A 14334-nucleotide genomic window follows, 5' to 3' on the forward strand; every position below is an offset into this window, starting at 1 on the left:
AGCTACGCCAGCTTCGCCGAGGCGACTGCCCGCCCAAAGATCTTCTTGCCACCAGTGGTGGCGGTGAGCGCGATGGTCACCGACTTGCTGTCGGGATCCACCGACTTCACCCGGCCATTGAACACGAGTTCGGCACCCTTGCCGTCGTTGGGCACCGGCACCACCGCAGTGAACCGGACGTTGTACTCGGTGACCGCACCCGGGTCACCGACCCACGACGTGACGTAGCCGCCCCCGATGCCCATGGTCAGCATGCCGTGGGCGATCGCGGTGTCCAGCCCGACGACCTTGGCGATCTCGTCGTCCCAGTGGATCGGGTTCAAGTCGCCAGAAACCCCGGCGTAATTCACCAGATCCTGGCGGGTCAGTGGATAGGTCTTCTCCGGAAGCTGGTCCCCGACGTTCACCGAGCTGAACTCACGCAGAGCCATCACTAAATCCCTCTTCTCCGTCCTCACCAGCACGGCCCGCCAGGGTCGTGTAGGTCTCCTGCACAATGTCACCGGCTTCGTTGGTGATGATGTTCTTGGTCACGATGATCTCGGTGCCATGTGCTCTGCGCACCGAATCCACGTACACATCGCAGTACAGCTTGTCGCCCGCAACGATCGGCTGTTCGAATTTGAGCACTTGGTCGACCTGGACGATCTGAGCATCCTGGACCGCGATGTTGGCGTTCTTGAAGAATGCCGACTGCGCCTTGTAGCCGAACACACAGATAAAGGTCAACGGCGCCAAGAGCCCCTTGTAGCCCAGTTCGGCGGCTGCGTCTTCCTCGAAATAGCAGGTGTCGTCGTTTTGCACGGCTACTGCGTACTCGCGGATCTTTTCCCGTTCCACCGCGTAGTGATCGGGATACCGATAATGCATCCCGACGAGGTTTCCGCTTAAGGCCACGGCTCTAGAACCTACCTAGTCAGTGTGTGTAACTGCGCATGGGTCGTGAGCTAACGCGTCTCGCGGTGCGCCTGGTGCTTTCCGCAATTGCGGCAGAATTTCTTCAGCTCCAGCCGGTCCGGGTCGTTGCGGCGGTTCTTCTTGGTGATGTAGTTACGGTGCTTGCACACCTCACAGGCCAAAGTGATCTTCGGCCGCACATCGGTACTGGAAGCCATGACGGTTCTCTCTCAAATCAGGTGTCAAACGTCTCGTTGTTGTGTTGTAGCGATGGCCGGACTCGAACCGGCGACCTAACGATTATGAGTCGTTCGCTCTAACCGACTGAGCTACATCGCCTCTGGACCCAACCCTGTTTAGGGACGGGGCCGTACGCCTGCTCGGCGTCCGCCCGAGCCCCCTAACGGAATCGAACCGTTGACCTTTTCCTTACCATGGAAACGCTCTACCGACTGAGCTAAGGGGGCCGCTCACCCGTAGCGACCAGTCGTGCCAGCGGGCCTAAAAGAGGGTACAGCCTGGCTCACAACGTCACCAAACCACGTCCGCCATCAGATGCGCGCCACTCGCTCAGCCAGTGTCGCTGCTCCGGCGTAGCTGCCAGGCACTCGGATCGCTGAACTCGTCGTACTCGTCATCCTGCGGGTCATGCTCGGCATCGTCCGCTTCGCCAAGCAGGGTTCGCAGCGCGAGATGGATGGCCTCTCGCGCGTCAGCCAAGTGGTACCGACGTATGACCTCTTGGACCAGGTCGTCGTCGACGAGGATCTCGACCCTCTTCAGCATGGGCCAACAATACCTACACCGGCCCAAAAACAGGCGCCGAGGATACGCGATGTTGTGTCCCCCAGTTGTGCCGCGCGCCAGGTAGGTTGGACGGTTCCTGGCCGAGCCATAGTCTGGTGACGTGTCAGATTCGGACCGGCTGTACTTCCGCCAACTGCTCTCCGGTCGCGATTTCGCCATCGGCGACATGATCGCGGCGCAAATGCGCAATTTCGCCTACCTGATCGGCGACCGCAAAACCGGGGACTGCGTGATCGTCGATCCGGCGTACGCCGCCGGGGATTTGGTCGACACGCTTGAAGCCGACGGCATGCATCTGTCCGGGGTCCTAGTAACCCACCACCATCCCGACCATGTCGGCGGCTCGATGATGGGATTCGAGCTCAAGGGGCTGGCCGAGTTGTTGGAGCGGGCAACTGTGCCGGTACACGTGAATATCCATGAGGTCCTGTGGGTTTCGCGCGTGACCGGCATCCCCGTCGGCGACCTGACCACCCATGAGCACCGCGACAAGGTCAGCGTTGGCGATATCGAAATCGAGCTGCTCCACACCCCGGGTCACACGCCTGGCAGTCAGTGTTTTCTGCTCGATGGCCGGCTGGTCGCCGGTGACACGCTGTTCTTGGAAGGGTGCGGACGAACCGACTTTCCAGGCGGCGATTCCGACGAGATTTACCGGAGCCTGCAGCAGCTCGCTGCACTTCCGGGTGACCCGACGGTGTTTCCGGGGCACTGGTATTCGGCCGAACCAAGCGCATCGCTATCAGAGGTCAAGCGTTCCAACTATGTGTATCGTGCCGCCAACCTCGATCAGTGGCGAATGTTGATGGGCGGCTAAAGGGTCAGCGAGCGCTGGCGATTTGCCGGTCAGCAATATGCCGAGTAACCCCTTCACGACGAACTCAGCTAAATTTTGGTGCAAGATCACCGAGATCACTGTGGTATGAGCGGAGGGTGGATGCCATGGGGTGGGTCCAAGGGGGGTGGCATGGAGTCACCGATGTCGAGTCCAGCACTTGGTTGGCGTGGGCGGTATGGGCGGCGGTTGCGCTCGGTGTCGTCGCATTCGTCGTCACCAATCGCCAGATCCAGCGCAACCGTCGACTGGCCACAGAGGAAACCAGGCCCTATGTGGCCATGCTGATGGAACCCCATGTCGCGGACTGGCATGTGATCGAACTTGTCGTTCGAAATTTCGGTCGGACCGCGGCCTACGACGTCCGGTTCTCATTCCCGAATCCCCCGACCGTCGCCGAATACGAGAATGCCTCCGACGGCTACGCCGATGTCGTCGAACTGCAGCTTCCTCGCGAGTTGCCGACACTCGCGCCCGGTCAGGAGTGGCGGATGGTGTGGGACTCGGCGATAGATCGCGCCGAGATCGGTTCCGGCGTCGAGTCGCGCTTCGAAGGGACGGTGACCTATTACGACCGCCCCGAGCAGCCGCGCGGGTGGCGGTTCTGGCAGCGGGGTCGTCGTCCGCTGGAGACCAAAGTGGTGCTGGACTGGGATGCTCTGCCGCCGGTTCAACGCATCGAGCTAATGACCACCCATGACCTGGCAAAAAGGGAAAAGCAGAAGCTGGAGCTGCTGCGCAGCCTGCTGACCTACTTCCACTACGCCAGCAAGGAAACCCGACCCGACGTTTTCCGCAGCGAGATCGAACGAATCAACCGAGCTATCGCCGAAACACAGGACAGGTGGCGCACCCGGCAGCTCGATCAACCCACCGACGTCAGCCTGCGCTGGGATGACGCCGAATCCGAACTCGGCAAGCATCACAGTCAGCCTGTCTGATTCAATCGACTCCGCTATCGGAGTCGAAGGGGAGTAACCATGAGCGGTCCGGTCATCTACAGCCACAAGGATTCCATCGCGGTCATCAGGATGGACGACGGGAAGGTCAACGCGCTGGGCCCGACCATGCAGCAGGCCCTCAACGATGCGATCGACAACGCCGACCGCGACAATGTCGGCGCGCTGGTGATCACCGGGAACGAGCGGGTGTTCAGCGGCGGCTTCGACCTGAAGATCCTGACCTCCGGCGAGGTACAGCCCGCCATCGACATGCTCCGAGGCGGCTTCGAGCTGGCATATCGACTGCTGTCCTACCCCAAGCCGGTGGTGATGGCGTGCACCGGTCCGGCCATCGCAATGGGTGCATTCCTGTTGTCGTCCGGCGACCACCGCATCGCCGCCCACGCATACAACATTCAGGCAAACGAAGTCGCGATCGGCATGACCATTCCGTATGCCGCCCTAGAGATCATGAAGCTGCGGCTGACACGCTCTGCGTACCAGCAAGCTACCGGGCTGGCCAAGACGTTCTTCGGCGAAACCGCCATCGCTGCAGGCTTTATCGACGAGATCGCGCTGCCCGAGGTGGTGGTCAGCCGTGCCGAGGAAGCGGCCCACGAATTCGCCGGTCTGCATCAGCATGCGCATGCGGCCACCAAATTGCGGGCTCGGGAAGCGGCGCTCAAAGCCATTCGTGCCGGGATCGATGGCATAGAAGCCGAGTTCGGCCTGTAGAAACCGCTACTGGTACTGCCGGAATCGTTCCAGGTATTTCACCCAATTCCAGGTCGAAAGGAAGGCTTCGGCCGCCTCGTAGCCATTGTTATAGAGCGCTTCGGCTTCCTTTCGGGAGATACCGAAGTCGAGGAAGTTCACGGCGGTCGAGTCGACGCGGATCGCGCGGGCACTCACCCACGGCTGGTTCAGATAGGTCTGGTCACGGCCGACGAACATGGTGGTGATCAGCTGTTCGAGCAGCACCGACGGCGGGCCCAACAGACGCAGCGCGCCCACCCCGGGAATGACCTGGTCATTGCCTTCGGGCAGGTTCGGCAGCACGGTGACGCCGAAAGTTGGCCAGCGCGGCGGTTTTCCGTCGAACCGATCGAACGAGTCGATCGGGAAGTTGGACAACACGCCACCGTCCACCAGAGTCGAAGTGAGTCCGTCGGCGCTGGTCAAGGTGACCGGCCGGAAGTAGAACGGGATCGACATGGAGGCGCGCACCGCGTCGGCGACCAATTGCTCGTCAGGATCAAGTCCGTAGACCCGCCGGTAGTCCCAGGGCAGCCGCACCAGCTGTCCGGTCGTTACGTCCGTGACGGTGACCGCCAATCGGTAACGGCGCTCTTCGCGAATTTGCCTGTCGCTGAGGGCCAGATCGCCGAAGGTGGTCACGCCCAGGTTTTTCAGCTCGCTGCGGACCCATTCGTGAGCGAAGTCGCCGCGGTAGATTCCGTTGTCGTGCAACAACCCCCACGTTTGACCGAGGACCGGCACATGACCGATGGGTCCGGCATCGCGGAATTTGTCATATGGCAACGTGAGTGCGAGTTCTTTGATCTCGGCGGTGGTCAATTGGTTGCCGTTGGATGCCGCCGCCAGGATCGACCCGACCAGCGATCCGGCCGAGACGCCGGACACCCGCTTGACCGAGTATCCGGCTTCCATTACGGCGACAACGGCTCCCACCAGCCCGACGCCCTTGACACCCCCACCCGAGAGAACGAGGTCCACCGGCTTGGGCCGCCGAACACTGGAACGCTGGTCTGCCATGTCGCCCCCTCAGTCGTCTGCCGAAACCCATTGATAAGGAAGGAATTTCCCGTCGAACGTCACCACGACACGGTCGCCGGACGGGTGCGCTTTCTTCTGCATGTCGACGCTGAAATTGATCGCGCTCATGATGCCGTCGCCGAACTGCTCGTGGATCAGTTCCTTGATGGCGCCGCCGTAGACCTGAAGCGCTTCGTAGAAGCGGTAGATGGTGGGGTCGGTCGGGACGGCTGTGGGCAGGCCTCCGCGCATTGGCGGCGCCGCCAGCACCGGCACGGCCGATTCATCGAGACCCAGCATCTCGACCAAGACCTTGCCGAGCTCGGCGGGAATTGGGTGCTGGCCAAGTAACGCCGACGTGGTCCACACGGGCGGTCTGCCGATGGCGTCGGCCAGGTCCTGCCAACTCAGGCCTCGCGCCAGGCGGGCGACGATGATCTGTTCGGTGATCTCGTTTCGGTTCATGGTCCCTCCCTCATCTCGACCATCGTGCCACCGCCGTCGGCGCGGCGGTCTATGGTTGCGGCCGATGGCGCTTCATCTCCACCGTGCCGAACGCACCGATCTACTAGCCGATGGGCTCGGCGCGCTGCTTGTCGCCCCGCTGGCCGACCCGTTCGCCGAGGAGCTAGTACTGGTGCCGGCCCGCGGCGTAGAACGCTGGTTAAGTCAGCGGCTATCCCACGTGCTGGGGTGTCGGCCCGGGGGTGGCGACGGCGTGTGCGCGGGCATCTCGTTCCGGAGTCCGGGGTCGCTGATCGCCGAGATCGCCGGCACTATCGACGACGACCCCTGGTCTCCCGAGGCCATGACATGGCCGCTGCTGGAGGTGATCGACGCCAGCCTCGACGAGCCGTGGTGCCGGACACTGGCAAAACACTTGGGCCACTTCGATATCGGAGCTGAGGCACAGTTGCGCAGCGGTCGCCGCTACGCGGTGGCCCGCCGGCTTGCGGGATTGTTCGCCTCCTACGCCAGACAGCGGCCGGGGTTGCTCGCCGGGTGGTTGGACGGCGACCTCGGTGGCCTCGACAGCGACCTAGCCTGGCAACCACCGCTGTGGCGGCTGCTAGTCGCGCGGGTGCCCGCCGAACCGCCGCATGTCCGGCATGAGAAGACCGTCGCGAGGCTGCGCGAGTCGCCCACCGACCTGCCTCCGCGACTGTCTCTGTTTGGCCACACTCGGCTGCCGATCACCGATATCGAGCTGCTGGACGCGCTTGCCACCCACCACGACCTGCACCTGTGGTTGCCACATCCCAGCGACGAATTGTGGCGGGCGCTTGCCGGCCTTACCGGCACAGCCCCGCGCCGTGCGGACACCAGCCGGCACGCCGCCAAGCATCCGCTGTTGGAAACCCTGGGCCGCGACCTGCGTGAGTTGCAGCGCGCGCTGCCGACTGACCGGGTAACCGATGAATTCATCGGTGGCACAACCAAACCCGACACCTTGCTCGGCTGGCTACAGGCCGACATCGCCGCCAATGCCGTGCAATCCGCCGGCCGGGCGCTGGCCGTCGGCGACCGGTCGATCCAGGTCCACGCCTGTCACGGGCCGGCCCGGCAGGTCGACGTGCTCCGCGAGGTTCTGCTCGGGTTGTTGGAGGACGACCCGACGCTGGAACCGCGCGACATCGTGGTGATGTGCCCTGACATCGAGACTTATGCGCCGTTGATCGTCGCCGGTTTCGGGCTTGGCGAGGTAGCCGGTGACACTCACCCCGCCCACCGATTGCGGGTCAAGCTTGCCGACCGCGCGCTGACCCAGACCAACCCGCTGCTCGGGCTCGCAGCGGAACTGCTCGCCATTGCGGGAACCCGCGCCACCGCCAGCCAGGTGCTCAACCTCGCCGAGACCGCGCCGGTGCGCGCCCGCTTTGGTTTCACCGACGACGATCTCGACGCGATCACCGACTGGGTGCGTCAGTCCAACATCCGCTGGGGTTTTGACCCACAACACCGCCGGCCGTACGGCCTCGATCATTTCGTGCACAACACTTGGCGATTTGGCCTCGACCGCATCCTGACCGGGGTGGCGATGTCCGACGATTCGCAGGCATGGCTGGACACCGCACTGCCACTCGACGATGTCGGCAGCAACCGGGTGGAGCTGGCGGGGCGCCTCGCCGAATACGTCGAGCGGTTGCATCACGTGACCGAAAGGCTCAGCGGCGCAAAGCCGTTGACCGACTGGCTCGATGCCCTGGCCGAGGGAGTGCTCCTGCTCACCCGGTCGGACGAAGCTTGGCAGGAAGCGCAGCTGCGGCGCGAGTTCGCAGACATCCTCGGGCAGGCCGGCTCCCGTGCATCGACGCAGCTGCGTCTTTCGGATGTCTCTTGCCTGCTCGACGGGTATCTCGCCGGGCGCCCGACGCGGGCCAACTTCCGCACCGGAACGCTGACGGTCTGCACGATGGTGCCGATGCGCTCGGTCCCCCACCGGGTGGTCTGCCTGGTCGGACTGGACGACGGATCGTTCCCACGGCACAACGTCCCCGACGGTGACGACGCGCTGGCGCGCGAACCGATGACCGGCGAGCGTGACATCCGTGCCGAGGACCGCCAACTGCTGCTCGACGCCATCGGCGCTGCCACCGAGACGCTGGTGATCACCTACAGCGGCGCCGACGAGCACACCGGTCACCCGCATCCGCCGGCCGTACCGCTCGCCGAGCTGCTCGACGCGCTGGATCGGACGACGCCAGCGCCGATCCGCGAGCACATCGTCACCCGACATCCGCTGCAGCCGTTCGACCGCAGGAACGTCGCACCCGGTGAACTGTTGCCCGGAAAACCGTTCACGTTCGACCCCGCAGCGCTTGCCGCCGCCGAATCGGCCAATGGGACGCGCTGCACGCCAATGGCTTTCATTACCGATCGGCTGCCTGCGGCGCCCGCCGCCGACGCGACCCTGGCGGATCTGCTCGACTTCTTCAAAGACCCCGTCAGGGGATTCTTCCGGGCACTCGACTTCACCCTGCCTTGGGACGTCGACACCGTCGCGGACGCGATGCCCGTCGAGATCGACGCCCTGCAGGCCTGGACCGTCGGCGACCGCATGCTGCGCGACATGTTGCGCGGCATGCATCCAGACACCGCCGCCAACGCCGAGTGGCGTCGCGGCACGCTCCCGCCCGGGCGCCTTGGCGTTCGCCAAGCCAAGGAGATCCGCGATCGCGCGCGCGAACTGGCAATAGCAGCGCTGCGGCAGCAGGCGGCGGTTGATCGCGAGGCGCACGATATCGACATCGATCTCGGCGCTGGGCGCCATCTCACCGGAACCGTCTCGCCGGTGTTCGGCGAACACCTGGTGTCTGTGACGTACTCGAAGCTGGCTCCCAAACATGTACTGGCGTCGTGGATCGAGCTGGTTGCTTTGGCGGCGCAATCGCCGGACCGTGATTGGACGGCACTGTGCATCGGCCGGGGCAAGAGCCGAAACCGGGTCGCCGAGCGGCTATTCGCACCGCCGTCCGACCCGGTGGCCGTACTGCGCGACCTGGTGCTGCTGTATGACGCGGGTCGGCTAGAGCCACTGCCGCTGCCGCTGAAAACGTCCTGCGCGTGGGCCGAAGCCCGCCGCGACGACGAGGACCCATACGAAGCCGCGCGGGATAGGTGGGAGTCCAACAGCTTTCGCGACGGCGACGATCGCGAACCCGCACATGTGCGGGTCTGGGGCGAAAAGCCGGCATTCGATGTGCTGCTGGGCCCACCGCGTGCTGACGAAGAAACGCCGGGTGAAAACACGCGGCTGGGCGCGCTGGCTCGACGGTTGTGGCTGCCGTTACTGGCCTCGGAACGCGCCGCGAGCGGTGCCGTGGGCTGATGCAGCGTTTCGACCTACTGGGCCCGTTGCCCGAAGAAGGCACCACCACGGTGCTGGAAGCCAGCGCCGGCACCGGCAAGACTTTCGCACTGGCCGGGCTGGTGACCCGTTATCTCGCCGAGACCGGCGTCGCCCTCGACGAGATGCTGTTGATTACCTTCAACCGTGCGGCCAGCCGCGAGCTTCGGGAACGCGTCCGCGACCAGATCGTCCAGGCGCTCGCGGCCCTGGATGGTCGAGAGCGGCCCGGCAGCGACCTCGTCGAGCATGTGGTGCACGGCGACGAAGCCAACCTCACCGAAAGGCGCGCCCGGCTGCGCGACGCCCTGGCGAATTTCGACGCGGCCACCATCGCCACCACGCATGAATTCTGCGGGTCGGTGCTCAAATCCCTTGGTGTGGCCGGTGATACCGACACCGGTCTCACCCTGCAGGAGAACCTAGACGACCTGGTCGCCGAGATCGTGGACGACCTGTATCTCGCGCACTTCGGGCGTCAAGAAGACGATCCGCCGCTCACGCATGCACAGGCACTCACCCTGGCTTGTGAGGTCGTGGGCGACCCGTGCGCACAGCTGCGACCGGTTGATCCGGAACCGGACAGCGAAGCAGCGATCCGGTTGCGCTTCGCCGACGAACTGCTCAACGAGCTCGAACACCGCAAGCGGCGGCTGCGCATCCTCGGCTACGATGACCTGCTCACCCGACTGGCGAAAGCCCTTGAAGCAGAAGATTCACCGGCCCGTGAGCGGATGCGCCGACGCTGGCGGATCGTGTTGGTCGACGAATTCCAGGACACCGACCCGATCCAGTGGCGAGTGCTCCAGTGTGCGTTCCACCGCCGTTCGACGCTGATCCTGATCGGCGATCCGAAGCAGGCCATCTACGGTTTCCGCGGCGGCGACATCCACACCTATCTGCAGGCGGCCCGCTCCGCCGACGCCCGCTACACGTTGGGTGTCAACTGGCGTAGCGACCGCGTGCTCGTCGAGAGCTTGCAGACCGTGCTGCGCGGGGCCACGCTGGGACACTCCGAGATCGTCGTTCACGACATCGACGCACATCACGGTGGTCACCGGTTGGCTTCAGCGCCGCACCAGGCACCATTTCGGCTGCGCGTCGTGTCGCGGCCTGCCATCGGTTATAGCGGCACCGCCAACGTGCCGATCGATGCACTGCGGCGCCACATCCCGCGCGACCTGGCTGCCGATATTGCAGAGCTGTTGGCCAGCGGCGCCACATTTGACGGTGCGCCCCTTGCCGCGGGCCACATTGCCGTGATCGTCGAGCACCACCGAGACGCGCGAGCGTGTCGGGACGCCCTGGCAGAGGCCGGCATCGCGGCGATCTACACCGGCGACACCGATGTGTTCGCTTCGGCGGCGGCAAAGGACTGGCTGTGCCTATTGGAGGCGTTCGATGCGCCGCAGCGCAGTGGGCTGGTTCGCGCGGCCGCGTGCACCATGTTCTTCGGTGAGACAGCGGAAACCCTTGCCGCCGAGGGTGATGCGCTCACTGATCGGGTGGCCGGCCGGTTGCGGGAATGGGCCGACCAAGCCCGGCATCGCGGGGTGGCAGCGGTGTTCGAGGCCGCGCAGCTCGCCGGCATGGGACGTCGGGTCTTGCGGCAGCGGGGCGGTGAGCGACATATGACCGACCTGGCGCACATCGCGCAGCTGTTGCACGAGACCGCGCATCGGCAGCGCTACGGTCTTCCGGCGCTGCGCGATTGGCTGCGCGGACAGTGCCACAACCGCAATGGCACGACGGAGCACAATCGCCGCCTGGACAGCGACGCCGCGGCCGTGCAGATCATGACGGTATTCGTGGCCAAAGGCCTGCAGTTTCCGATTGTGTACTTGCCGTTCATGTTCAACCGCCACGTCCGCAGCGACGACATTCTGCTGTATCACGACGAGGCTGACACCCGCTGTCTGTACATCGGGGGCGAAAGACGCGGCCCGCACCGCCAATCGATCGAGGAGTTGAACCGCGTCGAGGTGGCGCGCGATAACATCCGGCTCACCTATGTCGCGCTCACCCGAGCACAGTCACAGGTGGTCACCTGGTGGGCTCCGACCAAGGATGAAGTCAATGGCGGATTGTCGCGACTGCTGCGCGGCCGCGGCGTCGGCGATCCGCAGGTGCCGGACCGTTGTGCGCCGCGCGTCAGCGATGAAGAGGCCTGGGCGTTGTTCGCACGGTGGGAAGCCGCGGGCGGGCCGTCGGTGGAGAAATCGGAGATAGCCCCCGCCGCCGCTCCCGAGCCGGCTTTGCCGCCAAAAGACTTGGCGGTGCGGCACTTTCATCGCCGAATCGATACGGCGTGGCGACGGACGTCGTATTCGGCGCTGGTGCGCGAGGCGCAAAGCAAGGGCGTTGCCAGCGAACCAGAGGTCGGATTGCGCGATGACGAGGTAGAGGCAATCGTGGTCGCACCGTCAGGTGCGGGAGCCGATGTTGAGTCGCCACTGGCGGCCATGCCTTCGGGTGCGACGTTCGGGTCACTGGTACACGCGGTGCTGGAGACCACCGACCCTCATGCTCCTGATCTCGCCGTCGAACTCGAGGAACAGGTGCGTAGGCACCTACCGTGGTGGCCGGTCGACATCGGCGCCCCAGAACCAGCCACAGGGCTGGCCTCAGCGCTGCTGCCTATGCACGATACGCCGCTGGGACCGTTGGCCCGTGGCTTGACGCTGCGGGAGATCGGTCCGCGGGATCGCCTGCATGAGCTGGATTTCGAAATACCGCTTGCCGGAGGCGATCTGCGTGGCAGTGCGCCGAAGGCATCACTATCCGCCGTGGGTGAGCTGCTACGGTCGCACCTGCCCGGAAACGACCCGCTGGCCCCATATGCCGATCGGCTTACCTCTCCTAGCCTGGGTGGTCAGTCGCTGCGGGGATATCTGTCGGGATCGATCGACGTGGTGCTGCGGCTACCGACTCAGCGATACCTGGTGGTGGACTACAAGACCAACCATCTGGGCGCCACCGCGGCCGACTATAACTTCCCGCGCTTGACCGAGGCGATGCTGCATTCTGACTATCCCCTACAGGCCTTGTTGTATACCGTTGTGCTGCACCGATTTCTGCGATGGCGGCAGCCCGGCTACGATCCGCAACAGCATCTCGGCGGGGTGCTGTACCTGTTCGTTCGGGGCATGTGCGGAGTCGACACCCCCGTCCTGGACGGCAATCCGTCCGGCGTGTTCAGTTGGGGCCCGCCATCGGCACTGGTCGCGGCCGTGTCGGATCTGCTCGATGCGGGGGCAGCATGACGGTAGACGTTGAGGTCGCCATCGTCGCAACCGGTTTGTTGCAGCTATTCAATCAAGCCGAAATCCTGGATCTCTCGGATGTGCATGTAGCACAACGACTCTGCGCACTGGGCAGGGAGACCGATGACCGCGTCGCGCTCGCGGCAGCGCTGGCGGTGCGCGCGCTTCGGGCCGGGTCGGTCTGTGTAGATCTGTCGACGGTCGCCGGGGTTGCCCCCGGCCTGCCGTGGCCAGATCCCGAGCAGTGGCTGGCGGCCGTACGAGCAAGCCCGCTATGCGGCGCTCCGCCGGTGCTGCATCTGGATGACCAACGTCTGCTCTACCTCGATCGGTACTGGCGTGAGGAAAAGCAGGTGTGCGACGACTTGCTGGCCCTGCTGTCGTCCAGACCGACAGTCGAAGTGCCCGCGTTCGAGCGACTATTCCCGCTCGGCTTTGAAGAACAGCGGGAGGCCGCGGAAATCGCTCTCTCGCAAGGCGTCACGGTTCTGACAGGTGGGCCCGGGACCGGAAAGACGACAACGGTCGCGCGGCTGCTGGCGTTGGTGGCCGAGCAGGCGGAGCTCGCCGGGAAGGCGCGGCCTCGTATCGCGCTGGCAGCGCCGACCGGTAAGGCCGCGGCACGTCTGGCCGAGGCGGTTCAGCACGAAGTGGCCGCACTCGATGCCACGGATCGCGCGCGGCTAGGACCGCTGCAGGCGGTGACGCTGCATCGTCTGCTCGGCCGTAAGCCGGACACCTCGGCCCGGTTTCGGCACGATCGCGCAAACCGGTTGCCGCACGACGTGATCGTAGTCGACGAGACGTCGATGGTGTCTCTGACGCTGATGGCCCGACTGCTGGAAGCGGTCCGTCCGGGCGCGCGGCTGATTCTGGTCGGCGATGCCGATCAGCTCGCATCGGTGGAAGCCGGTGCGGTGTTGGCGGATCTGGTGGACGGCTTGGCGGCGCGTAGCGACGTACGAGTTGCGGCGCTGCGCACCTCGCATCGGTTCGGCAAATCGATCGCGGCCCTGGCGGAGGCGATCCGGGTCGGTAACGCGGATGACGCGCTCGCGCTGTTGCGGTCGGGCGACGACCATATCGAGTACCTCGAACGCGGGAAGGCTGACGACGACCCGACGGCTCGGATGCGCGCGATCCTGGTGCCGCACGCGTTGCGGCTACGCGAAGCAGCGCTGCTGGGAGCCGTGGACATTGCGTTGGGACTACTTGACGAACACCGGCTGCTATGCGCGCACCGGCGCGGGCCTTTTGGTGTCCAACACTGGAACCGGCAGGTGGAGTCCTGGCTCGCCGAGGAGACGGGACAGCCGCCGTGGTCGCCGTGGTACGCCGGTCGGCCGTTGCTGGTGACTGCGAACGGTTACGGTCTGCGGGTCTACAACGGCGACACCGGTGTTGCGGTGGCAGGCCCGGACGGTCTGCGCGCCGTCATCGCCGGGGCAACCGGGCTGCTTGACTTCGCGACCGGCCGGCTGGCCGACGTTGAGACAATGCACGCCATGACGATCCACAAAAGCCAGGGCAGCCAGGCCGCCGAGGTGACAGTGCTTGTGCCACCGGAGGATTCGCGGTTGCTGACGCGGGAGCTGTTCTACACCGCCGTCACCCGGGCGAAGGACAAAGTTCGCGTGATCGGCTCCGAAGCCGAAGTTCGCGCTGCCGTCGAGCGACGCGCGGTGCGGGCGACGGGGTTGCGAATGCGGTTGCAGCGGTGACGCCGCCAACCTGCGTGCCCGTTCGGTCGCCGTATGGCGTCGCCTGTTTCTCGCGGGCATCAGCGCAGTGATTTTCGCCACATTTGCGGCACGAGTGCGACGATCCCTGCCCCCGCTTTAAACCGCGCAGCCGAGGTGCCGCGGCGAGTTAAAGCGGCAAAAGACACCGAGATGCTCACCGAGAATCGTATTTGTGCGCGCGTTGTTCCACCGACGCGACGCCGCCACTTGCTCGCCGAAAGGAGCC

At 64.9% G+C, this 14334-nt stretch carries 12 protein-coding genes and 2 tRNA genes; 6 read left to right on the top strand and 8 right to left on the bottom strand.

From position 1 onward, the window contains the following. Positions 1–2: 2 nt before the first annotated feature. The 6 genes from hadB to MSIMFI_RS01890 form a co-directional block, all read right to left on the bottom strand. Complete coding sequence (gene hadB, locus MSIMFI_RS01865; protein ID WP_191495919.1) at positions 3–431, bottom strand: (3R)-hydroxyacyl-ACP dehydratase subunit HadB; 429 nt, start codon at positions 429–431, stop codon at positions 3–5. Then, on the bottom strand, positions 418–897 hold the full coding sequence (gene hadA / locus MSIMFI_RS01870; RefSeq protein ID WP_191495920.1) for a (3R)-hydroxyacyl-ACP dehydratase subunit HadA: 480 nt from the start codon (positions 895–897) through the stop codon (positions 418–420). The genes hadB and hadA overlap by 14 nt, the downstream gene beginning before the upstream one ends. Before the next feature lie 50 nt (positions 898–947). Further along, a complete protein-coding gene (gene rpmG, locus MSIMFI_RS01875; RefSeq protein WP_083112891.1) occupies positions 948–1115 on the bottom strand; it encodes a 50S ribosomal protein L33 in 168 nt (55 codons plus the stop codon). A 47-nt stretch (positions 1116–1162) separates the two neighbouring features. Beyond that, positions 1163–1236 (bottom strand) — tRNA-Met (locus MSIMFI_RS01880). Positions 1237–1291: 55 nt separating this feature from the next. Next, a tRNA-Thr gene (locus MSIMFI_RS01885) sits at positions 1292–1364 on the bottom strand. A gap of 103 nt (positions 1365–1467) precedes the next feature. Continuing rightward, positions 1468–1683, bottom strand: coding sequence for a type II toxin-antitoxin system VapB family antitoxin (locus tag MSIMFI_RS01890; RefSeq protein ID WP_186241633.1), 216 nt, complete (start codon positions 1681–1683; stop codon positions 1468–1470). A gap of 121 nt (positions 1684–1804) precedes the next feature. On the opposite strand from MSIMFI_RS01890, the gene MSIMFI_RS01895 reads away from it, so the two are divergent. The 3 genes from MSIMFI_RS01895 to MSIMFI_RS01905 all read left to right on the top strand — a co-directional run bounded on the left by MSIMFI_RS01895 (position 1805) and on the right by MSIMFI_RS01905 (position 4215). After that, complete coding sequence (locus MSIMFI_RS01895) at positions 1805–2521, top strand: MBL fold metallo-hydrolase (RefSeq protein WP_191495921.1); 717 nt, start codon at positions 1805–1807, stop codon at positions 2519–2521. Positions 2522–2646: 125 nt separating this feature from the next. After that, positions 2647–3480 carry a hypothetical protein gene (locus MSIMFI_RS01900; RefSeq protein ID WP_186241631.1) on the top strand — a complete coding sequence of 278 codons (834 nt, stop codon included), beginning with the start codon at positions 2647–2649 and terminating at the stop codon, positions 3478–3480. Between the two features lie 39 nt (positions 3481–3519). Beyond that, a complete protein-coding gene (locus MSIMFI_RS01905) occupies positions 3520–4215 on the top strand; it encodes a crotonase/enoyl-CoA hydratase family protein (protein ID WP_186241630.1) in 696 nt (231 codons plus the stop codon). A 6-nt stretch (positions 4216–4221) separates the two neighbouring features. Here the strand turns inward: MSIMFI_RS01905 and MSIMFI_RS01910 are convergent, their stop codons facing one another. Together MSIMFI_RS01910 and cynS are read right to left on the bottom strand one after the other, a co-directional pair. Beyond that, on the bottom strand, positions 4222–5256 hold the full coding sequence (locus MSIMFI_RS01910) for a patatin-like phospholipase family protein (protein ID WP_191495922.1): 1035 nt from the start codon (positions 5254–5256) through the stop codon (positions 4222–4224). Between the two features lie 9 nt (positions 5257–5265). After that, positions 5266–5721, bottom strand: a complete 456-nt coding sequence (gene cynS / locus MSIMFI_RS01915) for a cyanase (RefSeq protein WP_191495923.1) — start codon at positions 5719–5721, stop codon at positions 5266–5268. 64 nt (positions 5722–5785) lie between these two features. On the opposite strand from cynS, the gene recC reads away from it, so the two are divergent. From recC to recD, 3 genes are read left to right on the top strand one after another with little or no spacing between them, the layout of a single operon-like run. Beyond that, positions 5786–9085 carry an exodeoxyribonuclease V subunit gamma gene (gene recC / locus MSIMFI_RS01920; RefSeq protein WP_191495924.1) on the top strand — a complete coding sequence of 1100 codons (3300 nt, stop codon included), beginning with the start codon at positions 5786–5788 and terminating at the stop codon, positions 9083–9085. Next, positions 9085–12366: an exodeoxyribonuclease V subunit beta gene (gene recB / locus MSIMFI_RS01925; protein WP_191495925.1), complete on the top strand. Its 3282-nt coding sequence runs from the start codon at positions 9085–9087 to the stop codon at positions 12364–12366. The genes recC and recB overlap by 1 nt, the downstream gene beginning before the upstream one ends. Continuing rightward, positions 12363–14087, top strand: a complete 1725-nt coding sequence (gene recD, locus MSIMFI_RS01930) for an exodeoxyribonuclease V subunit alpha (protein ID WP_191495926.1) — start codon at positions 12363–12365, stop codon at positions 14085–14087. Before recB ends, recD begins: the two co-directional genes overlap by 4 nt. Positions 14088–14334 lie beyond the last annotated feature (247 nt).

Source organism: Mycobacterium simulans, from assembly GCF_900232995.1.
In the GTDB taxonomy this organism is placed as follows: domain Bacteria; phylum Actinomycetota; class Actinomycetes; order Mycobacteriales; family Mycobacteriaceae; genus Mycobacterium; species Mycobacterium simulans.

What these genes read in the sequence shown, in the direction of transcription:
- hadB (WP_191495919.1), bottom strand. Translation starts at nt 431, where the DNA reads ATGGCTCTGCGTGAGTTCAGCTCGGTGAACGTCGGGGACCAGCTTCCG.
- rpmG (WP_083112891.1), bottom strand. Translation starts at nt 1,115, where the DNA reads ATGGCTTCCAGTACCGATGTGCGGCCGAAGATCACTTTGGCCTGTGAG.
- MSIMFI_RS01890 (WP_186241633.1), bottom strand. Translation starts at nt 1,683, where the DNA reads ATGCTGAAGAGGGTCGAGATCCTCGTCGACGACGACCTGGTCCAAGAG.
- MSIMFI_RS01900 (WP_186241631.1), top strand. Translation starts at nt 2,647, where the DNA reads ATGGGGTGGGTCCAAGGGGGGTGGCATGGAGTCACCGATGTCGAGTCC.
- MSIMFI_RS01905 (WP_186241630.1), top strand. Translation starts at nt 3,520, where the DNA reads ATGAGCGGTCCGGTCATCTACAGCCACAAGGATTCCATCGCGGTCATC.
- MSIMFI_RS01910 (WP_191495922.1), bottom strand. Translation starts at nt 5,256, where the DNA reads ATGGCAGACCAGCGTTCCAGTGTTCGGCGGCCCAAGCCGGTGGACCTC.
- cynS (WP_191495923.1), bottom strand. Translation starts at nt 5,721, where the DNA reads ATGAACCGAAACGAGATCACCGAACAGATCATCGTCGCCCGCCTGGCG.
- recC (WP_191495924.1), top strand. Translation starts at nt 5,786, where the DNA reads ATGGCGCTTCATCTCCACCGTGCCGAACGCACCGATCTACTAGCCGAT.
- recB (WP_191495925.1), top strand. Translation starts at nt 9,085, where the DNA reads ATGCAGCGTTTCGACCTACTGGGCCCGTTGCCCGAAGAAGGCACCACC.
- recD (WP_191495926.1), top strand. Translation starts at nt 12,363, where the DNA reads ATGACGGTAGACGTTGAGGTCGCCATCGTCGCAACCGGTTTGTTGCAG.